Source organism: Lawsonibacter faecis, assembly GCF_014287675.1.
Taxonomy (GTDB): Bacteria; Bacillota; Clostridia; order Oscillospirales; family Oscillospiraceae; genus Pseudoflavonifractor; species Pseudoflavonifractor faecis.
Window position 1 is genome coordinate 456,971 of sequence record NZ_JACOPQ010000002.1, and the last position, 20,638, is coordinate 477,608.

Here is a 20,638-nt window from a genome sequence, read left to right on the forward strand (position 1 = left end):
ATGTCAGTTGCAATAATCAGAGATGAGAGACCCGGCGAAGAGGGTTCACTTGAAATTCCGGTTGCATTTCAGCGGGTTTATAGGCAGTATTGGAAGCCTGCGGTTGAGGAACTGGGCCTTCAATGCTTTCTGGTGCCCACGGGTTTCGGCAAGGATAAGCTGGAGCAGGCACTGCGGGAGCTGGGGCTGATGAGGGAATGGACGAAGAAGAACGTCACGGGGTCTGATCAGGAGTATATCCTGATGCGCATCGAGGGGCTGGAGAAGGGGCTCCCCGAGGCGTTTGACCGGGAGGATACCATCCTCTACGTCGGTTAGACGAGCGGGAAGGTAAACGTTTGGGGAAGCCCTTCGCCCCTGCCCTGCGGGAGGCCGTGCAGGCGGCCATGGACAGATTAAGCCAGGAATTTCCTGAGTATGAGTTTTACGCAGTTTTGGAGGGGGATAAGATGTCAGTTTCAGTGAGTAGAGATGAAAGACCCGGAGAAGATTTCGGCCTTGAGATATTTGTTGCGTTTCAGAGCATATATAACCAGTATTGGGAGCCGGCGATTGAGGAATTAGGTATCAGGTGCTTTATTGCGCCGACCTGCTTCGGCAAGGATAAGCTGAAGCAGGCGCTGCGGGAGCTGGGGCTGATGAGGGAATGGACGAACAGGAATGTCACGGGAAAGGACCGGGACGAGATCCTGATGCGCATCGAGGGGCTGGAGAAGGGGCTCCCCGAGGCGTTTGACCGGGAGGACACCATCCTCTACGTCGGTTAGACGAGCGGGAAGGTAAACGTTTGGGGAAGCCCTCCGCCCCTGCCCTGCGGGAGGCCTTCATGCTGAGATGGATCAGTTGAGCGAGTTGTTCCCGGATTATGAGTTTTACGCAGTTTTTGGAGGGGGATAAGATGTCAGTTTCAGTGAGTAGAGATGAAAGACCCGGAGAAGATTTCGGCCTTGAGATATTTGTTGCATTTCAAAGTATATACAGAAAGTATTGGAAGCCTGCGGCTGAGGAACTGGGCCTTCGATGCTTTCTGGTGCCCACGGGTTTCGGCAAGGACAAGCTGGAGCAAGCGCTGCGGGAGCTGGGGCTGATGAGGGAATGGACGAACAGGAATGTCACGGGAAAGGACCGGGACGAGATCCTGATGCGCATCGAAGTGCTGGAGAAGGGGCTCCCCGAGGCGTTTGACCGGGAGGACACCATCCTCTACGTCGGTTAGACAGGGGAGAGGGGAACCCTATCAGCCGCCCGCGGCGGCTGATAGACCGGCTTTACTACGACAATTTGTACGAGAACGCTGAAAGCAAGAGCCCGAGAGGCCGCCGGCACCGTGAGGTGCCGGCGGCCTCTCTTTTCTTTTTTCCCGGGCCGGAAGACCATCCGGGCCCGGAGAACAAATTGCCCGACCAGAGGCAGAAGGAGCAGAGAATATGGAACTGGAAGCAATGGACACCGAGCAGGCCGTCCAGGCGGAGACCACCGCCGGGGCGGCGGAGGACTTGAGCGCGGCCTGGGAGGCGGCGGACCAGCCGCCCGTCCGGGAGCCGCAGGAGGAGCCGGAGCCTGCCCCGGCCCCGGCCCCGGCTCCGGAGGGGTTGGAGCTGAAGTACATGGGCGAGGTGCGGCAGGTGCCCCGGGAGGAGGCCGTGACCCTGGCCCAGAAGGGGATGGACTACGACCGCATCCGCGCGGAGCGGGACGAGCTGCGGGGGTTCCGCGCCCAGGCCGCCCCGGCCCTGGAGCTGATGGAGGGGATGGCCCGGCGCTCGGGTATGAGCACGGAGGCGTTTCTGGAGCGGTGCCGGGAGACGGCGCTCCCCGGCGGGACTCAGAGCGGGGACTGGGAGGAGCGAATGCGCTCCGAGGCGCTGGACCGGGATATGCGGGATTTTGTATCCGACTACCCGGACGTGAAGGCGGAGGACATCCCCAAGGAGGTCTGGGAGATGGTGGCCGGGGGAAAGAGCCTGACCGGCGCCTACCAGCTCCACCGCATCCGCACGCTGGAGTCCCGGCTCGCCGCCGGGGAACAGGACCGGCGCAGCCGCCGGACGGCTATGGGCAGCATGGCCCAGAGCGCCCCCGGCGACAGCGGCGACCTCATCTCGCGGTGGTGGAATGAGGGGGAGTAGGAAGCGCGAGCGCAGGCGCATAGGGGGGATAAGACGTCATGGAGCCGAAAAAACAGGTTGGGCGACTCACGCAAGCCCAACGGCATTTTTCGCGCAATGGCGGCTTATCACCCCGGCCATGCGCCCAACGCGAGCGTGACAAGGAGAAGCGCTGAGCGCCCGTGAGCAGGGGACTAAGCGGGGAGCGGAGCGAAAAGCCGCAGGGCGGCGGCCCACGGAAGCCGCTCGGAGGGTTTTTGCGCAGTCGTACGGCTTAGGACCCGTCGCGGAGGGTGCGAGGCGTGACAAGGAGAATCGCCGAGCGCCCGTGAGCAGGGGACTAAGCGGGGAGCGGAGCGAAAAGCCGGAAAAGCCCCCTCCGCAAGGCGGCCCCGAAAGGGGCGGGCGGGTCAAGGAGGCACACACGTAAGGGGAGAACGAAGTGAGGAGAAAGGAGTTTAAACGATGCTGATTGCTGGGATGGTGCTCTCGGCGCTGGCGCTGGGAGTGGGGGCGGCGGCGCTGGCGCTGGCGCTCCTGGTGTGGAGCGGCGAGCGGCGCAGACTGCCGCCTGAGGAGGCCCGGGAGGAGGGCCGGCGGAAACGGGACGATGAGCGGATGCGGGAGGGCATCGCAAACCTTATGGCCTACCAGGTGGGAAGCAGGGAGGCGGAGGACTGATGGAGAAGGACGTCACGCCCGAGCGCGTCTGGGCGGAATACGAGAAGGGGGTGGCCTTCAACCACTCCATCGACCTGTACGAGACGGTGCGCAGCAACGAGAATTTTTTCATCGGCAAGCAGTGGGAGGGGGTCCAGTCCAACGGACTGCCCACGCCGGTATTCAACTTTATCCGGCGGATCGTGCTCTTCCTGGTGGCGTCCACCGCCACCGACAACCTGAAAATCAACGCCTCCCCCATGGCGGCGGGGGTCGGCCTGGAAGATGCCTGCCGGGCGGTGAACGCCCAGCTGGAGGCCCTCTACGAGGAGAACAAGCTGGGGCGGCTGACCCGGGAGTTCATGCGCAACGCGGCGGTGGACGGGGACGCCTGCCTCTACGCCTGGTACGACCCCGACCACGAGACGGGCCAGCCCCGGCGGGGCGGCATCCGCACCGAGGTGGTGGAGAACACCCGGGTGCTCTTTGGGAACCCCAACTCCAGAGACGTACAGAGCCAGCCCTATCTGCTCCTGCCGCGCAGGGAGCGGCTGGAGGCGGTGAAGCGCCGCTGCGCCGAGTACGGCGGGGACGGCGGGGCCATCCGGCCGGACGGCGGGGAGGAGCATTTGGGCTTCCGGCAGGGGGAGGACGGCAAGTGCACCACGGTGCTGCGGCTGTGGAAGGTCCGGGAGGAGGACGGGCGGGAGTGCGTCTGGGCCATGGAGTGCGCCAGGGACGGCGTAATCCGGCCCGCCTGGCCCACGATGCAGCGGCTCTACCCCGTGGTGTGGCTGCCCTGGGACTACGTGCAGGACTGCTACCACGGCGCGGCGGCGGTGACGGGGCTGATTCCAAACCAGATTTTCGTCAACAAGCTCTTCGCCATGACCATGATCTCCCTCATGACCACGGCCTACCCCAAGGTGGTCTACGACAGGACCAGGGTGGCCAAATGGGACTCCCGGGTGGGGGCGGCCATCGGCGTCAACGGCGGGGACATGAACAGCGTGGCTCGGACCCTGGACGGCGCCACCATCTCCCCCCAGGTCCACCAGTTCATCGAGCTGGCGGTGCAGTTCACCAAGGAGTTCTCCGGCGCCACCGACGCGGCGCTGGGCAGCGTCCGGCCGGACAACACCAGCGCCATCATCGCGCTGCAGAAGGCCTCCTCGGTGCCCCTGGAGCTGGTAAAGCAGAATTTTTTCCAGTGCCTGGAGGACCTGGCCCATATCTGGCTGGACCTGATGCGCCTGCACTACGGCGTGCGCCGGGTCCCCGCCTCCGGCGGGGAGGGGGAGCGGCCCTTCGACTTCGGCGCGCTGGACGCGCTGAACCTGTCGGTGAAGCTGGACGTGGGCGGCAGCGCCTACTGGAGCGAGATTGCGCAGATCAACACCCTGGACAACCTGCTGACCCAGGGGAAAATCAACATCATCGACTACCTGGAGCGCATCCCCAACGGGTACATCTCCGACCAGCAGAAGCTCATCGAGACCCTGCGGGAGCGGGAGGGGGGCGGCGCGTCCGCAGCCGCCGGGGGCGCCGAGCTTGGATTTCCCGGCGTGATGCCTTTTTCCGCGGTGTAGGAAGCGCGAGCGTAGGCGCATAGGGGAGCCTGGACCAGAGCGACGGGGAAAGCCGGAAAAGGCCGGACCCCGCGAGGCGTTGTCCGGGTTTGCCCGGAGTCGTCGGGAAGGCGACCCGGCCATGCGCCCAACGCGAGCGTGACAAGGAGAAGCTCCGAGCGCCCGTGAGCAGGGGACTAAGCGGGGTGCGGAGCGAAAAGCCGCAGGGCGGTCCCTCCGGCTCCGCCGACGCCCCGCCGAATTTTTCAATCACGCCCCATATTACGGTCTGAAAAGGAGGAGTTTCAGTTGGAAAAGCTGGTCATCCGGCACGAGGACTGGTGCAAGAACTGCGAGTTCTGCATCCGCAGCTGCCCCAAGGGGGCGCTCTCGGCGGCCGAGAACCGAATCAACGCCAAGGGCTATCCCCCCGTCCAGGTGGACTATGAGAAATGCATCGCCTGCGGCGTATGCTTCAACGTCTGTCCCGACTATGTATTTGAGATTGCGGAGGTGAGCGGCAATGGCTAGGCAGCTTATGAAAGGCAACGAGGCCGTGGCCGAGGCCGCCGTCCGGGCGGGCTGCCGCTTCTTCGCAGGCTACCCCATCACCCCCCAGAGCGAGGTGCTGGAGTACCTCTCCAAGCGGATGGGCGAGGTCGGCGGCACCTTCCTCCAGAGCGAGTCCGAGCTGGCGGGCATCTCCATGATCTACGGCGCGGCGGCCTGCGGCTTCCGGGCGTTCACCAGCTCCTCCGGTCCGGGATACAGCCTGATGCAGGAGGGCATCTCCTACATCGCCAGCGCGGAGCTGCCCTGCCTGCTGCTGGACGTACAGCGCTACGGCTCCGGACTGGGCGATATCTTCATCGGTCAGAGCGACTACTGGCAGTGCGTCAAAAACGGCGGCCACGGCGACTACCGCTCCATCGTCTATGCCCCCAACTCCGTCCAGGAGATCGCCGACCTGGCCGTCCTGGGCTTTGAGAAGGCGGAGGAGTACCGCAACCCGGTCACCCTTCTCTCCGACGCGTCCATCAGCCAGATGATGGAGCCGGTGGAGCTGCCGGAGATGCGCGAGCACGACCCCGACCAGTTTGACTGGGCCCTGAAGGGCAAGGGAACCGGCGAATCCAAGCGGCATACCTCCGTGATGTACTACATGTCCGACTATGATACATACATTCAAAGCAAATACAGAGAGATTGAGGGGAAGGAGCAGCGCTGGGAGAGCTTCCAGACCGAGGACGCCGAGCTGGTGCTGGTGGCCTACGGCATCTCCTCCCGCATCTGCGCCGAGGCCGTGGCCCTCTCCCGGGCCAGGGGCCGCAGGGTGGGCCTCATCCGGCCCATCAGCCTGTACCCCTTCCCCGTCAAGGCCTTTGAGCCGCTCCCCTGTGTGAAGGCCTATCTCACCGTGGAGATGAGCAAGCTGGCTCAGATGGCCGAGGACGTGGCCCTGGCCAGCGGCATGAAGCACCCCATCTACACCAAGACCGGCGGCACCGCCCTCTACGACTCCGCGGAGGTCTGCGGCGAGATTGAGGCCGTGCTCTCCGGCGAAGCAAAGGAGGCGTTCTGAGATGCTCAAGACCATTCCAAAGGCCTGCTTTATCGACAATAAGTACTGCCCCGGCTGCGGCCACGGCATCGCCAACCGTCTGGTGGCCGAGGTGCTGGAGGAGATGGGCCGGGACGGGGACGCCCTGGCCGCCATCGCCGTGGGCTGCGCCTCCCTCATGCCGGACACCTTCGGCATCGACTGCGTCCAGGCCCAGCACGGCCGGGCCGCCGCCGTGGCGGTGGGCATGAAGCGCTGCCGCCCCGACAAGCTGGTCTTCACCTACCAGGGCGATGGGGACGCCCTGGCCATCGGCTTCTCCGAGACCATGTACGCCGCCGTCCGGCACGAGAACATCACCGTCATCTTCGTCAACAACGGCAACTTCGGCATGACCGGCGGCCAGATGGCCCCCACCACGCTGGAGGGCCAGAGGACCACCACCTCCCCCCGGGGCCGGGATGTGCGCACCACCGGCGACCCCATGAACATCATGGAGCTTTTAAAGCCCCTGGACCCCGCCTACCTGGCCCGTGGGTCCATGACCTCCAACGCTGAGATTCTCAAGACCAAGAAGTACATCCGCACCGCCTTCGAGGCACAGGAGAGGGGAGTGGGCTACTCCTTTGTTGAGATTCTCTCCCCCTGCCCCACCAACTGGGGGCTCTCCGCCATGGACGCCGTTGCGCGCATCAGGGCCGAGGTCGTGCCCGTCTATCCCCTGGGTGAGTTTGTGAAGAAGGAGGGACTTTGAGATGGCCGATATGATTTGCGCCGGCTTCGGCGGCCAGGGCGTGCTGACCATGGGCCTTATCCTGGCAAAGATCGCCATGGACGAGGGCAAAAACGTGACCTGGATTCCCTCCTATGGCTCCGAGATGCGGGGCGGCACCGCCAACTGCAGCGTAAAAATCACCGACGGCATGGTCGCCAGCCCCTTTATCAAGCACGCCGACATCGTCATCGCCATGAACCAGCCCTCCCTGGACAAGTTCATGCCCATGCTCCGCCCCGGCGGCACCCTGATGGTAAACACCACCATTGTCAAGGACGCGGTCCGCCGGGACGACATCGAGGTCTACGGCGTGGACGCCACCGAGATCGCCCAGCAGGAGCAGAACGCAAGGGGCGCCAACATCGTCATGCTGGGCGCACTGGCATCCGCCGGGAAACTCCTCACCCATGACGTGATTGAGAAGGGCATCGAGGCCTTCTTCGCCTCCAAGGGCAAGCACAATCCGAAAAACGCCGCCTGCTACGAGAGGGGCTTCGCCTGCTGTGCGAGGCTGGGGTGAGCCTATGGATATTACCAAGCTTTTAAAACCCCACAAAATCGCCATTGTGGGCGCCAGCGAGAAGACCGGCTTCGGCGGGGACACCTGCCGGAACGTGATGCGCTACATGACCGAGGGCTCCTGCTATTTCGTCAACCCCAGGCGCGGCGAGGTCTTCGGCAGAAAGGCCTACCCCTCCATTTCCGATTTGCCCGAGCCCATCGACACGGTGGTCATCTGCACCCCCCAGTCCACGGTGGAGGACCTCCTGCGGGAGGCCGCCGCCAAGGGGGCGGGGGGCGCGGTGGTGTTCGCCAGCGGCTACAAGGAGGTGGGCACGGAGGAGGGCCGGGCCGCCCAGGAGCGCCTTGCCGCCCTCTGCCGGGAGCTGGACATGGCCCTTATGGGCCCCAACTGCGCGGGCTTCGTCAACTACGTGGATATGGTTTACCCCTTTGCCTTCCTCTCCGCCGACCGGGACCGCCGGGGGAGCGTGGGCATGGTGTCACAGAGCGGGCAGCTCTGCCTCTCCCTCATGGACAGCCCCAGCATGCGCTTCTCCTATGTCATCTCCAGCGGCAACTGCGCCGTGGTGGAGATGGAGGACTACCTGGACTTTTTGGTGGACGACCCGGACACCAGGGTGGTGGCCCTCTATCTGGAGGGGGTGAAAAACCCCGCCAAGTTCGTCTCCGCCCTCAGGAAGGCCGCGCTCAAGCGCAAGCCCATCGTGGTGCTCAAGGCGGGCCGGTCCGAGAAGGGGGCAAAGCAGGCCGCCTCCCACACCGGGAGCCTGGCCGGGGCCGACCGGGTGTTCGACGCCCTCTTCGCCAAGTTCGGCGTGGTCCGGGTCAACGACCTGGAGGAGCTGCTCTACACCGCCCAGATGTTCTCCGTGCTGCCCAGGCTGCCGGAGAGGCCCGCCTTTGCCTCCATGAACCTCTCCGGCGGGGAGACCGGCATCTGCGCCGACATGGGCGAGGCCGCGGGAATCGAATACCCCGACTTCGCCCCCGAGACCCTGGCGAAGCTCCGGGAGCAGCTCCCCGGCTACGCCTCCCCCGCCAATCCCCTGGACATGACCGCCTCCCTCTCCTACGATACGGAGCTCTACGCCGGGGCGGTGCGCACCGTTATGAGCGATCCCGGCGTGGGCATGGTGCTGGTGGGGTACACCCTGCTGGAGGAGATCGCCGACCCGGCCATCGAGTACATGGCCCCCGCCCTGGAGCGGGTGAGCCGGGAGCCCGGCGCCAAGCCCATGGCCATGCTCCCCTTCGTGGGCAACACCCGCAACCAGAAGTACCTGGACATGCTGGAGGGCTGCGGTGTGGTCATGCTGCCGCCCCCGGTATACGCCTTCCGCATCCTCCGCTACCTGGCGGACTTCATCCGGTACGACAGCGCCGACCACAACCTGGACGTGGCCGTCCCCGAAAGGCCCCGGGGCGGCGCCCGCTGCTCCCTGGGCGAGCACGAGGGCAAGCTGCTGGCCAGGCGCTTCGGCCTCAGCGTCCCCGCCGAGGAGGTCGCCCGCTCGGAGGAGGAGGCCGCGGCGGCGGCGCGGCGCATCGGCTTCCCGGTGGTGATGAAAATCGACTCCCCGGACATCCTCCACAAGTCGGACTGCGGCTGCGTGAAGGTGAACGTGCGGGACGCCGCCGCCGCCGGGGAGGTCTACCGGCAGATTGTCTTCAACGCGCAAAAGCACCATCCGGACGCCCGCATCAACGGCATCCTGGTCCAGCAGACGGCCCAGCCGGGCACCGAGATGATCATCGGCGTGGCCAGCGACCCCTCCTTCGGCCCCACCGTCCTGGTGGGCCTGGGCGGCGTGTTTGTGGAGGTCTTCAAGGACACCGCCCTCTGCCTCGCCCCCGTCTCCCGGGCGGAGGCCATGAGCATGGCCGCCTCCCTCAAGGGCGCCAAGCTGCTGCGGGGCTACCGGGGCGCCCCGGCGCTGGATATGGACGGCTTCGTGGACGCGGTGCTGGCGGTATCCGACCTGGCGGTGCATTACAAGGACACCATTCTGGAGATGGACTTCAACCCGGTCTTCCTGTACGAGAAGGGGACCTGCGCCGTGGACGCGGTGGTGGTCTCCTCCGCCCCCCTGGAATAGGGGCACAGAGAGAGGAGCGCTGTCAATGAGTAAATCGAAAAAGTATCTGGTTATGCTGGCCCTGGCCCTGGGGCAGGGCGCGGTGTACTTCCTGCCCTATATCCGCAACGTGTACTACGCCCCTCTGGTGGAGACCCTGGGGGTCACCAACGCCCAGTTCGGCTCCCTGGTCAGCTTCTTCGCCATCGGCTGCATGATTTTGTACATCCCCGGCGGCATCATGAGCGACAAGTGGAACTACAAGCGCAACATCACCATCTCCCTGTACGCCACGGCGGCCCTGGTGGCCTCCTTCGCCTTCTTCATGAACTTTACCTACGCCCGCGTCGTCTTCTTCCTGCTGGCCCTGTCCACCACCTTCGTCTTCTGGTCGTCCACGCTGAAGGCGGTGCGCATGATCGGCAAGAGCGACGAGCAGGGCAAGACCTACGGCATCTTCTACGCCATGCAGGGCATCCTGTCCATCGTGGTGCAGAGCGGTATTCTGGCGGTCTACAACCTCTTTCCCGACCAGGCCTTCGGCCTCAGGGTGGTGCTCCTCATCAACGCGGGCATCAACCTGGCTGCGGGCCTCGCCTGCCAGTTCTTCCTGCCCTCCCCCGAGCATCTGGCCCAGGAGCGCGGCGAGGGGAGCGGCGGCGGCTTCCAGTTCAAAATGGTGGGGCAGGTGCTCAGAAACCCCCTCATCTGGCTCATCGCCCTGCTCATCTTCTGCGCCTACGGGCTCTACTCCAACTCCTACTACTTCAGCAGCTACCTGACCGAGGTCAAGGGCCTGGACTTCAATTTCGGCGCCCAGCTCTCCCTGATCCGGGTCACCTATATGATGTGCGTGGCCTCCCTCATCGGCGGCTTCATCGCGGATAAGCTCAAGTCCACCACCCGCTGGTACATCATCTGCGCCGCCGGCGCGGCGGCCTCCTGCGTTCTCTTCGTGACCCTCTCCCCCACCGGCGTAAGCCCCGTGGTCCTGGGCGTCATCTCCATCCTGCCCGCGGCCTTCATGCTGATGGTCTACGGCCTCACCAGCTCCCTCTATGAGGAGTACCACATCCCCATGGCGGTCACCGGAACGGCCATCGGCATCGTCTCCATCATCGGCTATACCCCCGATTTGCTCTTCGGCCCCATCCTGGGCGGAATGCTGGACAGACAGGGCGCCGACGGCTATCTCTCCATCTTCATCTTCTTCGCCGCCCTGGGCGTCATCGGCCTGCTGGGCTCTGTGCTGGCTATGTTCCTGAACAAGAAGCGCCGGAAGACCTCCGCTCCCGCGGAGTTCTGACGGGCGGCGGCGCAGGCCCCGGACCTGGATTCGGGGCTTGCGCTGTTTTCTCAAAACGCGGTATAATCCGGAAAAGGAGAGCTGCATATGTATGCTTTGGATACCAGACTGACAGAGAGCGTCCGCCGCTATTTCGACCTGTGCAGAGAGCACGCCGACTACATTACCGACCACCCGGAGCTGGGCTGCGAGGAGCATCTGGCCTGCGGGCGTTACGTCAACCTGCTGGAGGAGCATGGCTGGCAGGTGGAGACCCCTGTGGCGGGGGTCCCCTGCTCTTTCCGGGCCGTCCGTAAGGACCGGCTGGACGACGCCGGCCCCCGGGCGGTCTTGATGTGCGAGTACGACGCCCTGCCCGAGGTGGGGCACGGCTGCGGCCACTCCATGAGCGGCTCCGCCAGCCTGCTGGCCGCCCTGGCCCTGGCCGACGCCTACCCGGACCTCCCCCTGCGCATCGACCTGATGGGCACCCCCGGCGAGGAGTACCCCGGCGGCAAGGTGATGCTGGCCGACGCGGGCGCGTTCGGGGGCTATGAGTTTGCGGCCATGGCCCACATGATGGACTACAACGCCCCCGGCTTCGGGGTGCTGGCCTGCAACGACAGGTATATTACCTTCCGGGGTAAGGCCGCCCACGCCTCCGCCATGCCCGAGAAGGGAATCAACGCCCTCAATGCCGCGCGCATTTTCATGGACGCCATGGACATGTGGCGCCAGCATCTGCCCAAGTACTCCCAAATCCACGGCGTGGTGGCCAAGGGCGGCGACCTGCCCAGCATCGTCCCCGACGACGTGGAGCTCAACTACTACTTCCGGGCCCGCACGCTCAAGGAGCTTCTGGACCTCAACGCGAAGGCGGAAAAATGCGCGGAGGGCGCCGCCCTCTGTACCGGCTGCACCTGCGAGTGCGCCCAGCAGTACCTGACCTATGCGGACCTGAGCAATCCCCCCGCGGGCCTGGAGGCCCTCCGGGACATCTTCGACGCCCTGGACCTGCCCGTCCGGGAGCCGGGGGACCCCTCCGGCTCCACCGACGCGGGCAATGTGGACCAGATTATCCCCACCTTCCACCCCCTGGTGTCGGTGTCCGGCGGCAGGCCCCAGGTGGTGCACGACAAGGGCTTCACCGCCCTTATGAAGTGTGAGAGCGGCTACCGCGGGCTCTACAACGCCGCCGTGCTGCTCGCCTCCTTCGCCCTGCGCCTGGCCGGCGAGCCGGAGCGTCTGGCGGAGATCCAGCGCTGGCACCAGGAGTACCGGGGCCTTTGACGTCCCGCCGGGACAGAGGGACCGGCTTTCCATGAGGGAGGAGCGTTCATATGAAGAAATCGATCAAGGAGACCTTCTCGTCTCCCATCGTCATGATTTTGATGATCCTGCTGGTGGTGACAGTACTCACCTATCTGATTCCGGCCGGCGAGTTCGACCGGACGGTGGACCCCGTCTCCGGCATCACGGTGGTGGACGGGGCCTCCTTCCACCTTGTGGAGAAGCGCTATATCGGCGTCATGGACTTCTTCAGCGGCATCCACCTGGGCTTTATGAACGCCGCCGACGTGATTTTCATGTGCTTCTTCTCCAGCTTCTATATCCGGGTCATCACCGAGTCGGGCGCCTTCAGCGCCGGCATCTCCACGCTGCTGCGGCGGTTCGGGAAAAATAAGCGCCTGCTGATCCCCTTCTTCATTCTGATCATCTCCCTCACCGGCTTTACCTACGGCGAGACGGAGGACCTCTACCCCCTCATCCCCCTCTTCGTCTCCGCCGCCGTTATGGCCGGGTTCGACCCGGTGGTGGGGGTTGCCATCTCGGGCGGGGCGGTCATGGTGGGCTTCGCCTCCTCCGCCTTCAACCCCTACACCATCGGCGTGGCCCAGAAAATCGCGGAGCTCCCCCTCTACTCCGGCGCGCTCTTCCGCACGCTGGTGTACGCCGTTTTCGTCGCCGCCTACACACTCTACGTCATGCGCTATGCCAGGACCCACAGCGGGCCGGACTGCCTGGCGGGGTACGACGACATCGCCGCGGAGGATATCCGCACCACCGACGCGCCCTTCACCCTCCGGCACAAGATCGTCCTGCTGGGCTTCCTGGTCATCGTGGGGCTGATGATCTACGGCGCGCTGCGGCTGGAGTGGTACTTCACCGAGATCAGCGCCCTGTTCATCATCGGCGGCGTCTTCTCCTGCATCTTCCTGCGCGCCTCACCCAAGGAGTCGGTCCGCATGGCCATCGACGGCTTCAGGGACATTATCATGGGGGTCATCGTCATCGGCCTGGCTCGCAGCATTCTGGTTCTCCTCAGCGACGCCCAGGTCATCGACACGGTGGTCTACGGCCTCTACCACGCGGTGAGCGCCCTGCCCAAGTTCCTCGCCCCCGTGGGGATGCTGCTGGTGCAGACCATCCTCAACTTCTTCATCCCCTCCGGCTCGGGCCAGGCCTCGGCGGTCATGCCCATCATGACCCCGCTGTCCGACCTGCTGGGCATGAACCGGCAGGTGGCCGTCCTGGCCTTCCAGATGGGCGACGGCTTCTCCAATATGCTCTGGCCCACCGCCGCCTGCGCCGTCATCTGCGGCATCGCCAAGGTGCCGCTCCAGAAGTGGTATCGATTCCTGCTCCCCTTCTATGGCGCAGCCTTCCTGCTGCAGTGCGTCTTCATCCTCATCGCCAACGCCATCCCCCTGGGTCCCTTCTGACCGGCCGCAAAAAAACGATTTGCGCCCTCCGCTCCGATTCACGGGGCGGAGGGCGTGTTTTTTAAGCCCCCGGGCGGCCGGTCTCTTTACATATTTTTCAATAAATTCTATTTAAGCACTGTCATTTTTTCGGTCTCTGTTGTATAATGTCTCCACTAGCCGTAATCTGGCGGCATGCTGGGCGTGGGGGTAGAGCCATGGCGTATTCCGAGTGGAGCTGGGTGCTGGGCGAGGTCATGGACAAGATGAAGGCCTTTGTCTATGTCACCGACCTGGAGACCGACGAAATCCTATTCATGAACCGCAATATGAAGGAGGCCTTCGGCGTCGCCGACCCCGAGGGGCAGATCTGCTGGAAGGTCTTCCAGAAGGACGCCGCGCGGCGGTGCGCCTTCTGCCCGGTCAACATCCTCACCGCCGAGGACGGCACGGACTCCTATATCTGGGAGGAGCACAATGAGCTGACCGGCCGGATCTATGAGAATTACGACAGTCTGATGCGCTGGACCGACGGACGGCTGGTCCACTTCCAGCAGTCCATTGACGTGACCGAGACCCGCAGGCTCTACAAATATGCCAGCATCGACGAGCTGACCGGCATCCTCAACCGCCGGGTGGGCAAGGAGCGGCTGCGGGAGCGGCTGTCCGCCTACCGCGCCGCGGGGCGGCCCCTCACCCTCTGCATGTTCGATATCGACGATTTGAAGCACATCAACGACCTCTACGGCCACTCCGCGGGCGACGAGACCATCCGCAGGGTGGTGTCCGCCGTCAAAAACAGCCTGGGCCCCGAGGACTTTCTCTTCCGCCTCTCGGGCGATGAGTTTGTAATCGTCTTTTCCGACGCCGGCCAGGAGCAGGCCCGGGCGCTGGTGGAGGGCGTGCAGGCCGGCCTCCGCTCCCCCGCCGCCGGCAGGGCCGTCACCTTCTGCTTCGGCCTGCTGGAGATCTCCGCCGCCCGCACCCTCACCGTGGACGAGGCCTTGTCCGCCGTGGACGAGCGGCTCTACGACCAGAAGCGGGACCTCCACATCGCCCACGCCGCCCGCGCCCTCGGGGAGGGGGACGCCTCCTGCGCCCCGGCGCTGGACTACGACGCCGCCCTGCTCTATGACGCGCTGATCCGCAGCACCGACGACTACATCTATGTCACCGACATGAAGAGCGGCACCTTCCGCTATCCCCCGGCCATGGCGGCCGAGTTCGCCCTGCCCTGCGAGGTGGTGGAGAACGCCGCCGCCGTCTGGGGGGCGAAAATCCATCCGGACGACCGCAAGGCCTTTTTGGCCACCAACCAGGAGATTGCCGACGGCCGGGCCGACCGCCACTGTGTGGAGTACCGGGCCATGAACCGCAAGGGCGAGTGGGTCTGGCTGCGCTGCCGGGGGCAGGTCATGCGGGACAGGGACGGCGCGCCCACCCTCTTCGCCGGGTTCATCACCAACCTGGGCAAGCGCAACCGCGTCGACCACCTGACCGGCCTGATGAACAAGTTCGAGCTGGAGGAGGAGCTCTCCCGCCTGCTGGGCCAGGGCGCGTCCCTGGCCCTGATGATCTTCGGCGTGGACGACCTGAAGCGGGTCAACAGCCTCTACGACCGCACCGCCGGGGACGAGGTGCTGCGCCTCACCGCCCAGAAAATCCAGTCCTTCCTGCCCCCCAACGCGGGCGTCTACCGGATGGACGGGGACGAGTTCGGCGTGATTGTCCGCAGCGGGAGCCGGGAGGACGTCCAGTCCCTCTACCGGGAGCTCCAGGTCCTCTTCGACCGCCAGCAGAGCTTCGACGGGAAGAAATTCTGCTGCACCCTCTCCTGCGGCTGCGCCTTTTCCGGGCCGGACGCGGCGGACTGCCAGTCCCTCCTGCGCCACGTCCATTTCGCTCTGGACTTCGCCAAGTCCTCCGGCAAAAACCAGCTGCGCTTCTTCTCCCGGGAGGTGCTCGCCCACCGGGAGCGCGCCATGGAGCTGACCGAGCTGCTGCGGGAGAGCGTGGAGCACGGCTTCGAGGGCTTCGAGCTCTACTACCAGCCCGTCTTCCTCTCCGGGGGCGAGACCCTGTCCGGCGCGGAGGCCCTGTGCCGCTGGCGCTGCGGCAAGTACGGCCCCATCTCCCCGGTGGAGTTCATCCCCCTGCTGGAGGAGAGCGGCCTCATCCACCAGGCCGGGCGGTGGATTTTCCGGCAGGCGGTGGCTACCTGCGCCCTGTGGCAGAAGCGGATGCCCGGCTTCCTGATGGGGGTCAACCTGTCCTACCTCCAGCTGGAGGACCCCACCTTCCTGCCCTTCGTCTCCGGTGTGCTGGAGGAATTTCAAATCCCGCCCGACTGCCTGGTCGCCGAGCTGACCGAGAGCTACCTGGCCGCCAATATCCAGGCCGTGTCCGAGGCGCTGCTCCAGCTGCGCCGCATGAGGGTTATGGTCTCCATGGACGACTTCGGCACGGGGTACTCCTCCCTGGGGCTTTTAAAGCACCACCCCATTGACGTGGTGAAAATCGACCGCACCTTCGTCCAGGGCGCCAGGGCCAGCGCGTTCGACAGCGCCTTCCTCCGCTTCGTCTCGGAGCTGTGCCGCAGCGTGGGCATCCGGGTCTGCCTGGAGGGTGTGGAGACCCGCGGCGAGCTGGACTTCGTCAAGCCCTTCGGCCTCAGCTTCCTCCAGGGCTTCTACTTCGGGCGCCCGGTTCCCCGGACCGAGTTCGAGCGGCGCTTTCTCCCCGGCGGGCCGGCGGACTAAGGGCCTCCGGCCAAAGCTCCGCCGCCTCTGCTTCGCGCTTTCACCGCCGGGCAAAAAGCCCGGCGGTTTTCCTGCGGAAGGACTTGACAGCGGCAACTGTAACTGTTATGATTACAACCAGAAGGAATTGAAACCATTTCAGTTACAGTAAAGGAGCTCTTATGAAACGTCATATCGCCGTTCCCGCCGCCCTGCTGCTGGGCCTGACCGTGCTGCTCTCCGCCTGCGCGCCCGCCACCGGCGGAGAGGGCGCGCCCTCCGTCTCCCCCACCCCCACGGGCGCGGCTTCCGCCGCTCCCTCCGGCAATCCCGCCCCCGGCCAGAGCGGCGAGCCCCAGGAGGCCCAGGCCGGCATTCTCAGCTCCTTTACCGCCACCGGCCTGGACGGCGGCGCGCTGGACCAGACCATGCTGGAGGGGTACGACCTGACCATGGTGAACGTATGGGCCACCTTCTGCGGCCCCTGCCTGCGCGAGATGCCCGACCTGGGCGAGCTGGCGGCGGAGTACGCCGACAAGGGCGTCCAGATTGTGGGCATGGTCTCCGACGTGCTGGACCGGGACGGCACCCCCAGCGAGGATCAGCTCGCCACTGCCGGGGACATCGTGGAGTCCACCGGCGCGGACTACCCCCACATCGTCCCCGGCGAGGACCTCTTCGGCCTGCTGGGCCAAATTTCGGCGGTACCCACCACCTTCTTCGTCAACAGCGCCGGCGAGCAGGTGGGGTATGCCGTCTCAGGCGCCCGGGAGAAGGCGGACTGGATTACCATTATCGACGCCGCGCTGGAGGAAGTGGGGAAATGAGCTTTCTGCGAAAAAACCGCTCTGCCGCGGCAGTCCTCCTGATCGGACTCCTCTTCGTGGCCGTTGGCGTATGGCGGGGAGAGGTGGAGGTCGTCTTCCGCAAGGCGGTCAATATCTGTATGGAGTGTATCGGTCTTGGGTAAAGTATTCTCATCGGTCAGGCGCCGCCTGCGCACCTGGGTGCAGATCGGCTTCACCGCCCTGACGAACGGTTACGCCGCCGGCTTCGCCAAGGGTACTATCTACAAGGGGCCCACCAAGGCCTTCTGCGTGCCGGGCCTCAACTGCTACTCCTGCCCCGGCGCGCTGGGCGCCTGCCCCATCGGCTCCTTCCAGGCCGTCATCGCCAGCCGGGACTACAAGTTCACCTTCTACATCGTGGGCTTTCTCATGCTGGTGGGGGCTGTTTTCGGCCGCTTTGTCTGCGGGTGGCTGTGCCCCTTCGGGCTGGTGCAGGACCTGCTCTACAAAATTCCGTTTATCAAAAAGCTGCGCAGGCTTCCCGGCGACCGCTTCCTCAAATATCTCAAGTATGTCATTCTCGCCGGCTTCGTCATCATCCTGCCCCTGACGGTGCTGGACATCGTCGGCCAGGGCCAGCCCTGGTTTTGCAAATACATCTGCCCCTCGGGCACCCTCTTCGCGGGCATCCCCCTGGTGGCCTCCAGCCCGCCCCTCCAGCAGGCTCTGGGCTGGCTCTTCACCTGGAAGGTGGGAATTCTGGCGGTGCTGCTGCTCCTCTCCGTGGCGGTGTACCGCCCCTTCTGCCGCTACCTCTGCCCCCTGGGCGCCGTCTACGGCCTCTTTAACCCCATCGCCTTCTACCGCTTCAGGGTGGACGGGCAGAAATGCACCGGCTGCGCCGTCTGCCAGAAGGCCTGCCCCATGGATATCCCGGTCTACAAGACCCCCAACTCCCCCGAGTGCATCCGCTGCGGGGTGTGCAAAAAGAGCTGCCCCCACGGGGCCATCTGCCCGACCCTCAGCAAAAACCGCGTAAAGGAGGCGCAGTAATATGCTCCATCAGTCCTCTCCCGACCCGGTCGTCCTCACCATTACCCTGGCCTTCCTGGGCCTGGCGGCGGCGCTGGGCCTGGCGGCCGTGTCCGCCCTGCTGCTCTTCCAGACCCGGCGCCGGGGCGCCGCGCTGGCCTACCTCGCCATGGCGGGCGTCTTCACCGCGGCCCTGGTACGGGTCCTGACCCGTGCGTTGGGCGGCGTGGTGTGCTACCGCTCCCCCCTCCAGACAGTCCTGCTCTATGGGGGGCTTATCACTTTACACCTCTACTTTATCTGGGATACCTGGCGCACCCTGCGGCAGGAGCTGGCCATCCCCTGCAAGCTGGATAAGGATGGTGAAAAACCTTGACAGGCGAATTTTCTCTGGCGATCCACGCCCTGGTCTTCCTCAGCCGCCATCCGGGCGCCACCCAGTCCAGCGAGACCCTGGCGGACAACATCTGCACCAATCCCGCCCGGGTGCGCAAGGTCATGTCGGGCCTGAAAAAGGCCGGGCTGGTCTCCACCAAGGAGGGCGCCGAGGGCGGCTACGCCCTGGAGCGCCCCTCCGGCGAGATTACCCTCCGGCAGGTGGCCGACGCGGTGGACGCGCGCTTTGTCTCCGCCTCCTGGCGCAGCGGGGATATCGACAAGGAGTGCCTCATCGCCTCCGGCATGGCCGGGGTGATGGACGGCCTCTACGGCGAGCTGGACGGGCTGTGCAAGACCCGGCTGGCCGCCCTCACCGTGGCGGACATCGAGGGGCGTATTTTCCCGCCCGGCTGATGTGCGGCAGGGCGCCGCCCTCTCGGGGGCGCAATGGTGAACATGACTTTGGAAACGCCAGGGCGGCCATCCCGCGGGATGGCCGCCCGAACGCGTAGAGAGGGACCGGGCCAAATTCAGGGCGGTGATTTTTCCTCTTGTCCAAACTCCGGTTTCGCGCTATAATGATTCGTTGTGTACGAACGTCTTTTCCACTCTGCAGAAAGGAGGGGAACCCATGCCCCGCTACGGATTTATTCACGACAAGCTGGATATCAAGTTCCTGCTGCTCTATATCCTGTCCCGGGCCGCCGCTCCCCTCGACTTCTCCACCCTGACCGACCTGACCATGATCGACGAGGGCGTGGACTATTTCGACTTTGCCGAGGCCCTCTCCGAGCTGGTGGAGAGCGGACACGCCACCCTGACCGACGGCAGCTACGCCATCACCGACAAGGGCAGGAAGAACGGCGCGGTGTGCGAGAGCAGCCTGCCCTACTCCGTGCGCACCAAATGCTCCCGCCGCCTCTCCAAGGTCAATGCCGCCCTCCGCCGGGACGCCCAGGTCCGCTCCGAGATTCTCCCCCGCGCCGACGGCACCTGCACCCTGCGCCTCTCCCTCGACGACGAGGAGGGCAACATCCTGACCCTGGAGTTGCTCTCCCCCTCCCAGGCCCAGTCGGAGCGGCTGGCCGAGGGGTTCAAGGCCCGGCCGGAGCAGATTTACAACGGCGTGCTGGACGTGCTGCTGGCCGAGGCCGACAACGCGGATAACAAAGAGCGCGAGCCGTAGGATTTCCCTGAGGCCCGCTCCGACAGCGAGGTACGAACATTTATGACGGAACCGATTTTGTTTGGCTTTCCCATCACCCTGCTCTTCCTCTATTTCATGGTCTACTCCTTCCTGGGCTGGATTATGGAGACCACCTACTGCTCCATTGGGGAGCGCCGCTTTGTGGCCCGCGGCTTCCTCTACGGCCCCATCTGTCCCATCTACGGCGTGGGCGTGCTGATGATGATCTGCTGGTTCGCCCCCTTCACGGGCAATCCCATCCTCTTCTATGCCATCGCCGTCATCTGCATGTCCGCCTGGGAATATCTGGTCGGCTGGTTTCTGGAGACCACCACCCACATCAAGTACTGGGACTACAGCATGCACAAGTTGAACCTCCACGGGCGCATCTGCCTGTGGGTCTCCCTCACCTGGGGCGTTCTGGCCTATCTCGTCATCTTCTGGATTCACCCCCCGGTGGCCCGGCTCATTGACAAAATCCCCCCGCTGGCCCAGCACATCGTCGCGCTGGTGCTGCTGGTGCTGCTGGTGGCCGACGCCGCCGCAACCATCCGGGACCTCGCCCTGGTCACCCGGATGCTGGGCAAGCTGAACCAGATGGGCGAGGAGCTCCAGCTCCAGCTCGCCCTGGGCAAGTCCGAGCTCTCCGACCGGCTGGACGAGGCCCGTGACACCCTCACCGACCGTCTGGAGGACGTGAGGGACTCCATCACGGAGCGGCTGGAGGGGGCCAGGGACAGCATCAGCGGTACCCTCACCGCCGTCAAGGCAGCCCAGGACGCCATCGACAGCGTCCCCGGCCCCACGCCGGATGCCGAGACCGAGAACGCCGCCGTCTCCGCCATGCGCCAGCGGTACAACGAGCTGCTGGCCAAGGCAGAGCGGCAGAGCCGCCACCTGCGCCACGCCTACAGCGGCATGACCTCCAAGCGTCTCTCCGACGCGCTCACCCAGGTGGCCGACGCCAGCCGCCGCAGCCGCGCCGAGCGCGAGGCCAAAAAGGCCGAGCGCAAGGCCGCCAAAAAGAACCAATAGAGAAAACCCTCCGCAGAGGACGGTGAACAGCCCCAAGTTATTCAGACAGCACAAAAAAGCGGCCCGTGAGTAGGCAAAGCAGATTATGAGGAGAGGTGGCGCACAAGCGGCGCCTCTCCCGTTTTTATTTGGATACGCTCATAGTTATAAAAGTGAATAAACTCGGCAATCGCATGGTTGGCCTCTTCAAAGGTGTCCGGCTTATGCCTGTAAATACACTCG

Annotated in this window: 23 protein-coding genes; 22 read left to right on the forward strand and 1 reads right to left on the reverse strand. The window is 64.9% G+C overall.

Annotation, left to right across the window (positions count from 1 at the left end):
* From H8S62_RS04360 to H8S62_RS04465, 22 genes are all read left to right on the forward strand, one after another.
* Nucleotides 1–318 (forward strand): hypothetical protein, encoded by a 318-nt coding sequence (locus H8S62_RS04360; RefSeq protein WP_155152237.1) that lies wholly within the window; start codon nucleotides 1–3, stop codon nucleotides 316–318.
* 20 nt (nucleotides 319–338) lie between these two features.
* On the forward strand, nucleotides 339–767 hold the full coding sequence (locus H8S62_RS04365; RefSeq protein ID WP_186918595.1) for a hypothetical protein: 429 nt from the start codon (nucleotides 339–341) through the stop codon (nucleotides 765–767).
* A 263-nt stretch (nucleotides 768–1,030) separates the two neighbouring features.
* Nucleotides 1,031–1,216 (forward strand): hypothetical protein, encoded by a 186-nt coding sequence (locus H8S62_RS04370; protein ID WP_155191740.1) that lies wholly within the window; start codon nucleotides 1,031–1,033, stop codon nucleotides 1,214–1,216.
* A gap of 211 nt (nucleotides 1,217–1,427) precedes the next feature.
* Nucleotides 1,428–2,129, forward strand: a complete 702-nt coding sequence (locus H8S62_RS04375) for a hypothetical protein (protein ID WP_186918596.1) — start codon at nucleotides 1,428–1,430, stop codon at nucleotides 2,127–2,129.
* A 444-nt stretch (nucleotides 2,130–2,573) separates the two neighbouring features.
* The gene (locus H8S62_RS04380) at nucleotides 2,574–2,789 is read left to right on the forward strand and encodes a hypothetical protein (RefSeq protein WP_155152240.1); all 216 of its coding nucleotides are present in this window, start codon (nucleotides 2,574–2,576) and stop codon (nucleotides 2,787–2,789) included.
* A complete protein-coding gene (locus tag H8S62_RS04385) occupies nucleotides 2,789–4,357 on the forward strand; it encodes a hypothetical protein (RefSeq protein ID WP_186918597.1) in 1,569 nt (522 codons plus the stop codon). Before H8S62_RS04380 ends, H8S62_RS04385 begins: the two co-directional genes overlap by 1 nt.
* Before the next feature lie 288 nt (nucleotides 4,358–4,645).
* Nucleotides 4,646–4,867, forward strand: coding sequence for a 4Fe-4S binding protein (locus tag H8S62_RS04390; RefSeq protein ID WP_155152187.1), 222 nt, complete (start codon nucleotides 4,646–4,648; stop codon nucleotides 4,865–4,867).
* On the forward strand, nucleotides 4,860–5,918 hold the full coding sequence (gene vorB, locus H8S62_RS04395) for a 3-methyl-2-oxobutanoate dehydrogenase subunit VorB (RefSeq protein WP_186918598.1): 1,059 nt from the start codon (nucleotides 4,860–4,862) through the stop codon (nucleotides 5,916–5,918). The genes H8S62_RS04390 and vorB overlap by 8 nt, the downstream gene beginning before the upstream one ends.
* A 1-nt stretch (nucleotide 5,919) precedes the next feature.
* Entirely contained in the window at nucleotides 5,920–6,651 is a 732-nt protein-coding gene (locus tag H8S62_RS04400) for a thiamine pyrophosphate-dependent enzyme (protein WP_155152192.1), read from the forward strand.
* 1 nt (nucleotide 6,652) lies between these two features.
* A complete protein-coding gene (locus tag H8S62_RS04405; protein WP_155152194.1) occupies nucleotides 6,653–7,192 on the forward strand; it encodes a 2-oxoacid:acceptor oxidoreductase family protein in 540 nt (179 codons plus the stop codon).
* A gap of 4 nt (nucleotides 7,193–7,196) precedes the next feature.
* Nucleotides 7,197–9,293 carry an acetate--CoA ligase family protein gene (locus H8S62_RS04410; RefSeq protein ID WP_186918599.1) on the forward strand — a complete coding sequence of 699 codons (2,097 nt, stop codon included), beginning with the start codon at nucleotides 7,197–7,199 and terminating at the stop codon, nucleotides 9,291–9,293.
* A gap of 25 nt (nucleotides 9,294–9,318) precedes the next feature.
* Nucleotides 9,319–10,578, forward strand: coding sequence for an MFS transporter (locus tag H8S62_RS04415; RefSeq protein WP_186918600.1), 1,260 nt, complete (start codon nucleotides 9,319–9,321; stop codon nucleotides 10,576–10,578).
* A gap of 87 nt (nucleotides 10,579–10,665) precedes the next feature.
* Entirely contained in the window at nucleotides 10,666–11,847 is a 1,182-nt protein-coding gene (locus tag H8S62_RS18285) for a M20/M25/M40 family metallo-hydrolase (RefSeq protein WP_186918601.1), read from the forward strand.
* Nucleotides 11,848–11,897: 50 nt separating this feature from the next.
* Nucleotides 11,898–13,280 (forward strand): YfcC family protein, encoded by a 1,383-nt coding sequence (locus H8S62_RS04425; RefSeq protein ID WP_186918602.1) that lies wholly within the window; start codon nucleotides 11,898–11,900, stop codon nucleotides 13,278–13,280.
* A 197-nt stretch (nucleotides 13,281–13,477) separates the two neighbouring features.
* Nucleotides 13,478–16,018 (forward strand): bifunctional diguanylate cyclase/phosphodiesterase, encoded by a 2,541-nt coding sequence (locus H8S62_RS04430; RefSeq protein WP_186918603.1) that lies wholly within the window; start codon nucleotides 13,478–13,480, stop codon nucleotides 16,016–16,018.
* 161 nt (nucleotides 16,019–16,179) lie between these two features.
* Complete coding sequence (locus tag H8S62_RS04435) at nucleotides 16,180–16,824, forward strand: TlpA family protein disulfide reductase (RefSeq protein ID WP_186918604.1); 645 nt, start codon at nucleotides 16,180–16,182, stop codon at nucleotides 16,822–16,824.
* Entirely contained in the window at nucleotides 16,821–16,967 is a 147-nt protein-coding gene (locus H8S62_RS04440; RefSeq protein WP_207723451.1) for a CD1871A family CXXC motif-containing protein, read from the forward strand. Before H8S62_RS04435 ends, H8S62_RS04440 begins: the two co-directional genes overlap by 4 nt.
* Nucleotides 16,960–17,838 (forward strand): 4Fe-4S binding protein, encoded by an 879-nt coding sequence (locus tag H8S62_RS04445; protein ID WP_186918605.1) that lies wholly within the window; start codon nucleotides 16,960–16,962, stop codon nucleotides 17,836–17,838. Before H8S62_RS04440 ends, H8S62_RS04445 begins: the two co-directional genes overlap by 8 nt.
* 1 nt (nucleotide 17,839) lies before the next feature.
* On the forward strand, nucleotides 17,840–18,193 hold the full coding sequence (locus H8S62_RS04450; protein WP_186918606.1) for a hypothetical protein: 354 nt from the start codon (nucleotides 17,840–17,842) through the stop codon (nucleotides 18,191–18,193).
* The gene (locus H8S62_RS04455; RefSeq protein WP_155152223.1) at nucleotides 18,190–18,609 is read left to right on the forward strand and encodes an RrF2 family transcriptional regulator; all 420 of its coding nucleotides are present in this window, start codon (nucleotides 18,190–18,192) and stop codon (nucleotides 18,607–18,609) included. Before H8S62_RS04450 ends, H8S62_RS04455 begins: the two co-directional genes overlap by 4 nt.
* Nucleotides 18,610–18,826: 217 nt before the next feature.
* Nucleotides 18,827–19,381: a DUF4364 family protein gene (locus tag H8S62_RS04460; protein WP_155152225.1), complete on the forward strand. Its 555-nt coding sequence runs from the start codon at nucleotides 18,827–18,829 to the stop codon at nucleotides 19,379–19,381.
* Between the two features lie 42 nt (nucleotides 19,382–19,423).
* Nucleotides 19,424–20,416 carry a putative ABC transporter permease gene (locus H8S62_RS04465; protein WP_155157967.1) on the forward strand — a complete coding sequence of 331 codons (993 nt, stop codon included), beginning with the start codon at nucleotides 19,424–19,426 and terminating at the stop codon, nucleotides 20,414–20,416.
* Nucleotides 20,417–20,499: 83 nt separating this feature from the next.
* On the opposite strand, the gene H8S62_RS18640 is transcribed toward H8S62_RS04465, so the two are convergent.
* Entirely contained in the window at nucleotides 20,500–20,631 is a 132-nt protein-coding gene (locus tag H8S62_RS18640; protein WP_423788655.1) for an IS3 family transposase, read from the reverse strand.
* Nucleotides 20,632–20,638 lie beyond the last annotated feature (7 nt).

Excerpts from the sequence above, each read along its gene's own strand:
- H8S62_RS04360 (WP_155152237.1), top strand. The coding sequence starts at position 1 with ATGTCAGTTGCAATAATCAGAGATGAGAGACCCGGCGAAGAGGGTTCA.
- H8S62_RS04375 (WP_186918596.1), top strand. The coding sequence starts at position 1,428 with ATGGAACTGGAAGCAATGGACACCGAGCAGGCCGTCCAGGCGGAGACC.
- H8S62_RS04380 (WP_155152240.1), top strand. The coding sequence starts at position 2,574 with ATGCTGATTGCTGGGATGGTGCTCTCGGCGCTGGCGCTGGGAGTGGGG.
- H8S62_RS04385 (WP_186918597.1), top strand. The coding sequence starts at position 2,789 with ATGGAGAAGGACGTCACGCCCGAGCGCGTCTGGGCGGAATACGAGAAG.
- vorB (WP_186918598.1), top strand. The coding sequence starts at position 4,860 with ATGGCTAGGCAGCTTATGAAAGGCAACGAGGCCGTGGCCGAGGCCGCC.
- H8S62_RS04400 (WP_155152192.1), top strand. The coding sequence starts at position 5,920 with ATGCTCAAGACCATTCCAAAGGCCTGCTTTATCGACAATAAGTACTGC.
- H8S62_RS04405 (WP_155152194.1), top strand. The coding sequence starts at position 6,653 with ATGGCCGATATGATTTGCGCCGGCTTCGGCGGCCAGGGCGTGCTGACC.
- H8S62_RS04410 (WP_186918599.1), top strand. The coding sequence starts at position 7,197 with ATGGATATTACCAAGCTTTTAAAACCCCACAAAATCGCCATTGTGGGC.
- H8S62_RS04415 (WP_186918600.1), top strand. The coding sequence starts at position 9,319 with ATGAGTAAATCGAAAAAGTATCTGGTTATGCTGGCCCTGGCCCTGGGG.
- H8S62_RS18285 (WP_186918601.1), top strand. The coding sequence starts at position 10,666 with ATGTATGCTTTGGATACCAGACTGACAGAGAGCGTCCGCCGCTATTTC.
- H8S62_RS04425 (WP_186918602.1), top strand. The coding sequence starts at position 11,898 with ATGAAGAAATCGATCAAGGAGACCTTCTCGTCTCCCATCGTCATGATT.
- H8S62_RS04430 (WP_186918603.1), top strand. The coding sequence starts at position 13,478 with ATGGCGTATTCCGAGTGGAGCTGGGTGCTGGGCGAGGTCATGGACAAG.
- H8S62_RS04435 (WP_186918604.1), top strand. The coding sequence starts at position 16,180 with ATGAAACGTCATATCGCCGTTCCCGCCGCCCTGCTGCTGGGCCTGACC.
- H8S62_RS04440 (WP_207723451.1), top strand. The coding sequence starts at position 16,821 with ATGAGCTTTCTGCGAAAAAACCGCTCTGCCGCGGCAGTCCTCCTGATC.
- H8S62_RS04450 (WP_186918606.1), top strand. The coding sequence starts at position 17,840 with ATGCTCCATCAGTCCTCTCCCGACCCGGTCGTCCTCACCATTACCCTG.
- H8S62_RS04460 (WP_155152225.1), top strand. The coding sequence starts at position 18,827 with ATGCCCCGCTACGGATTTATTCACGACAAGCTGGATATCAAGTTCCTG.
- H8S62_RS04465 (WP_155157967.1), top strand. The coding sequence starts at position 19,424 with ATGACGGAACCGATTTTGTTTGGCTTTCCCATCACCCTGCTCTTCCTC.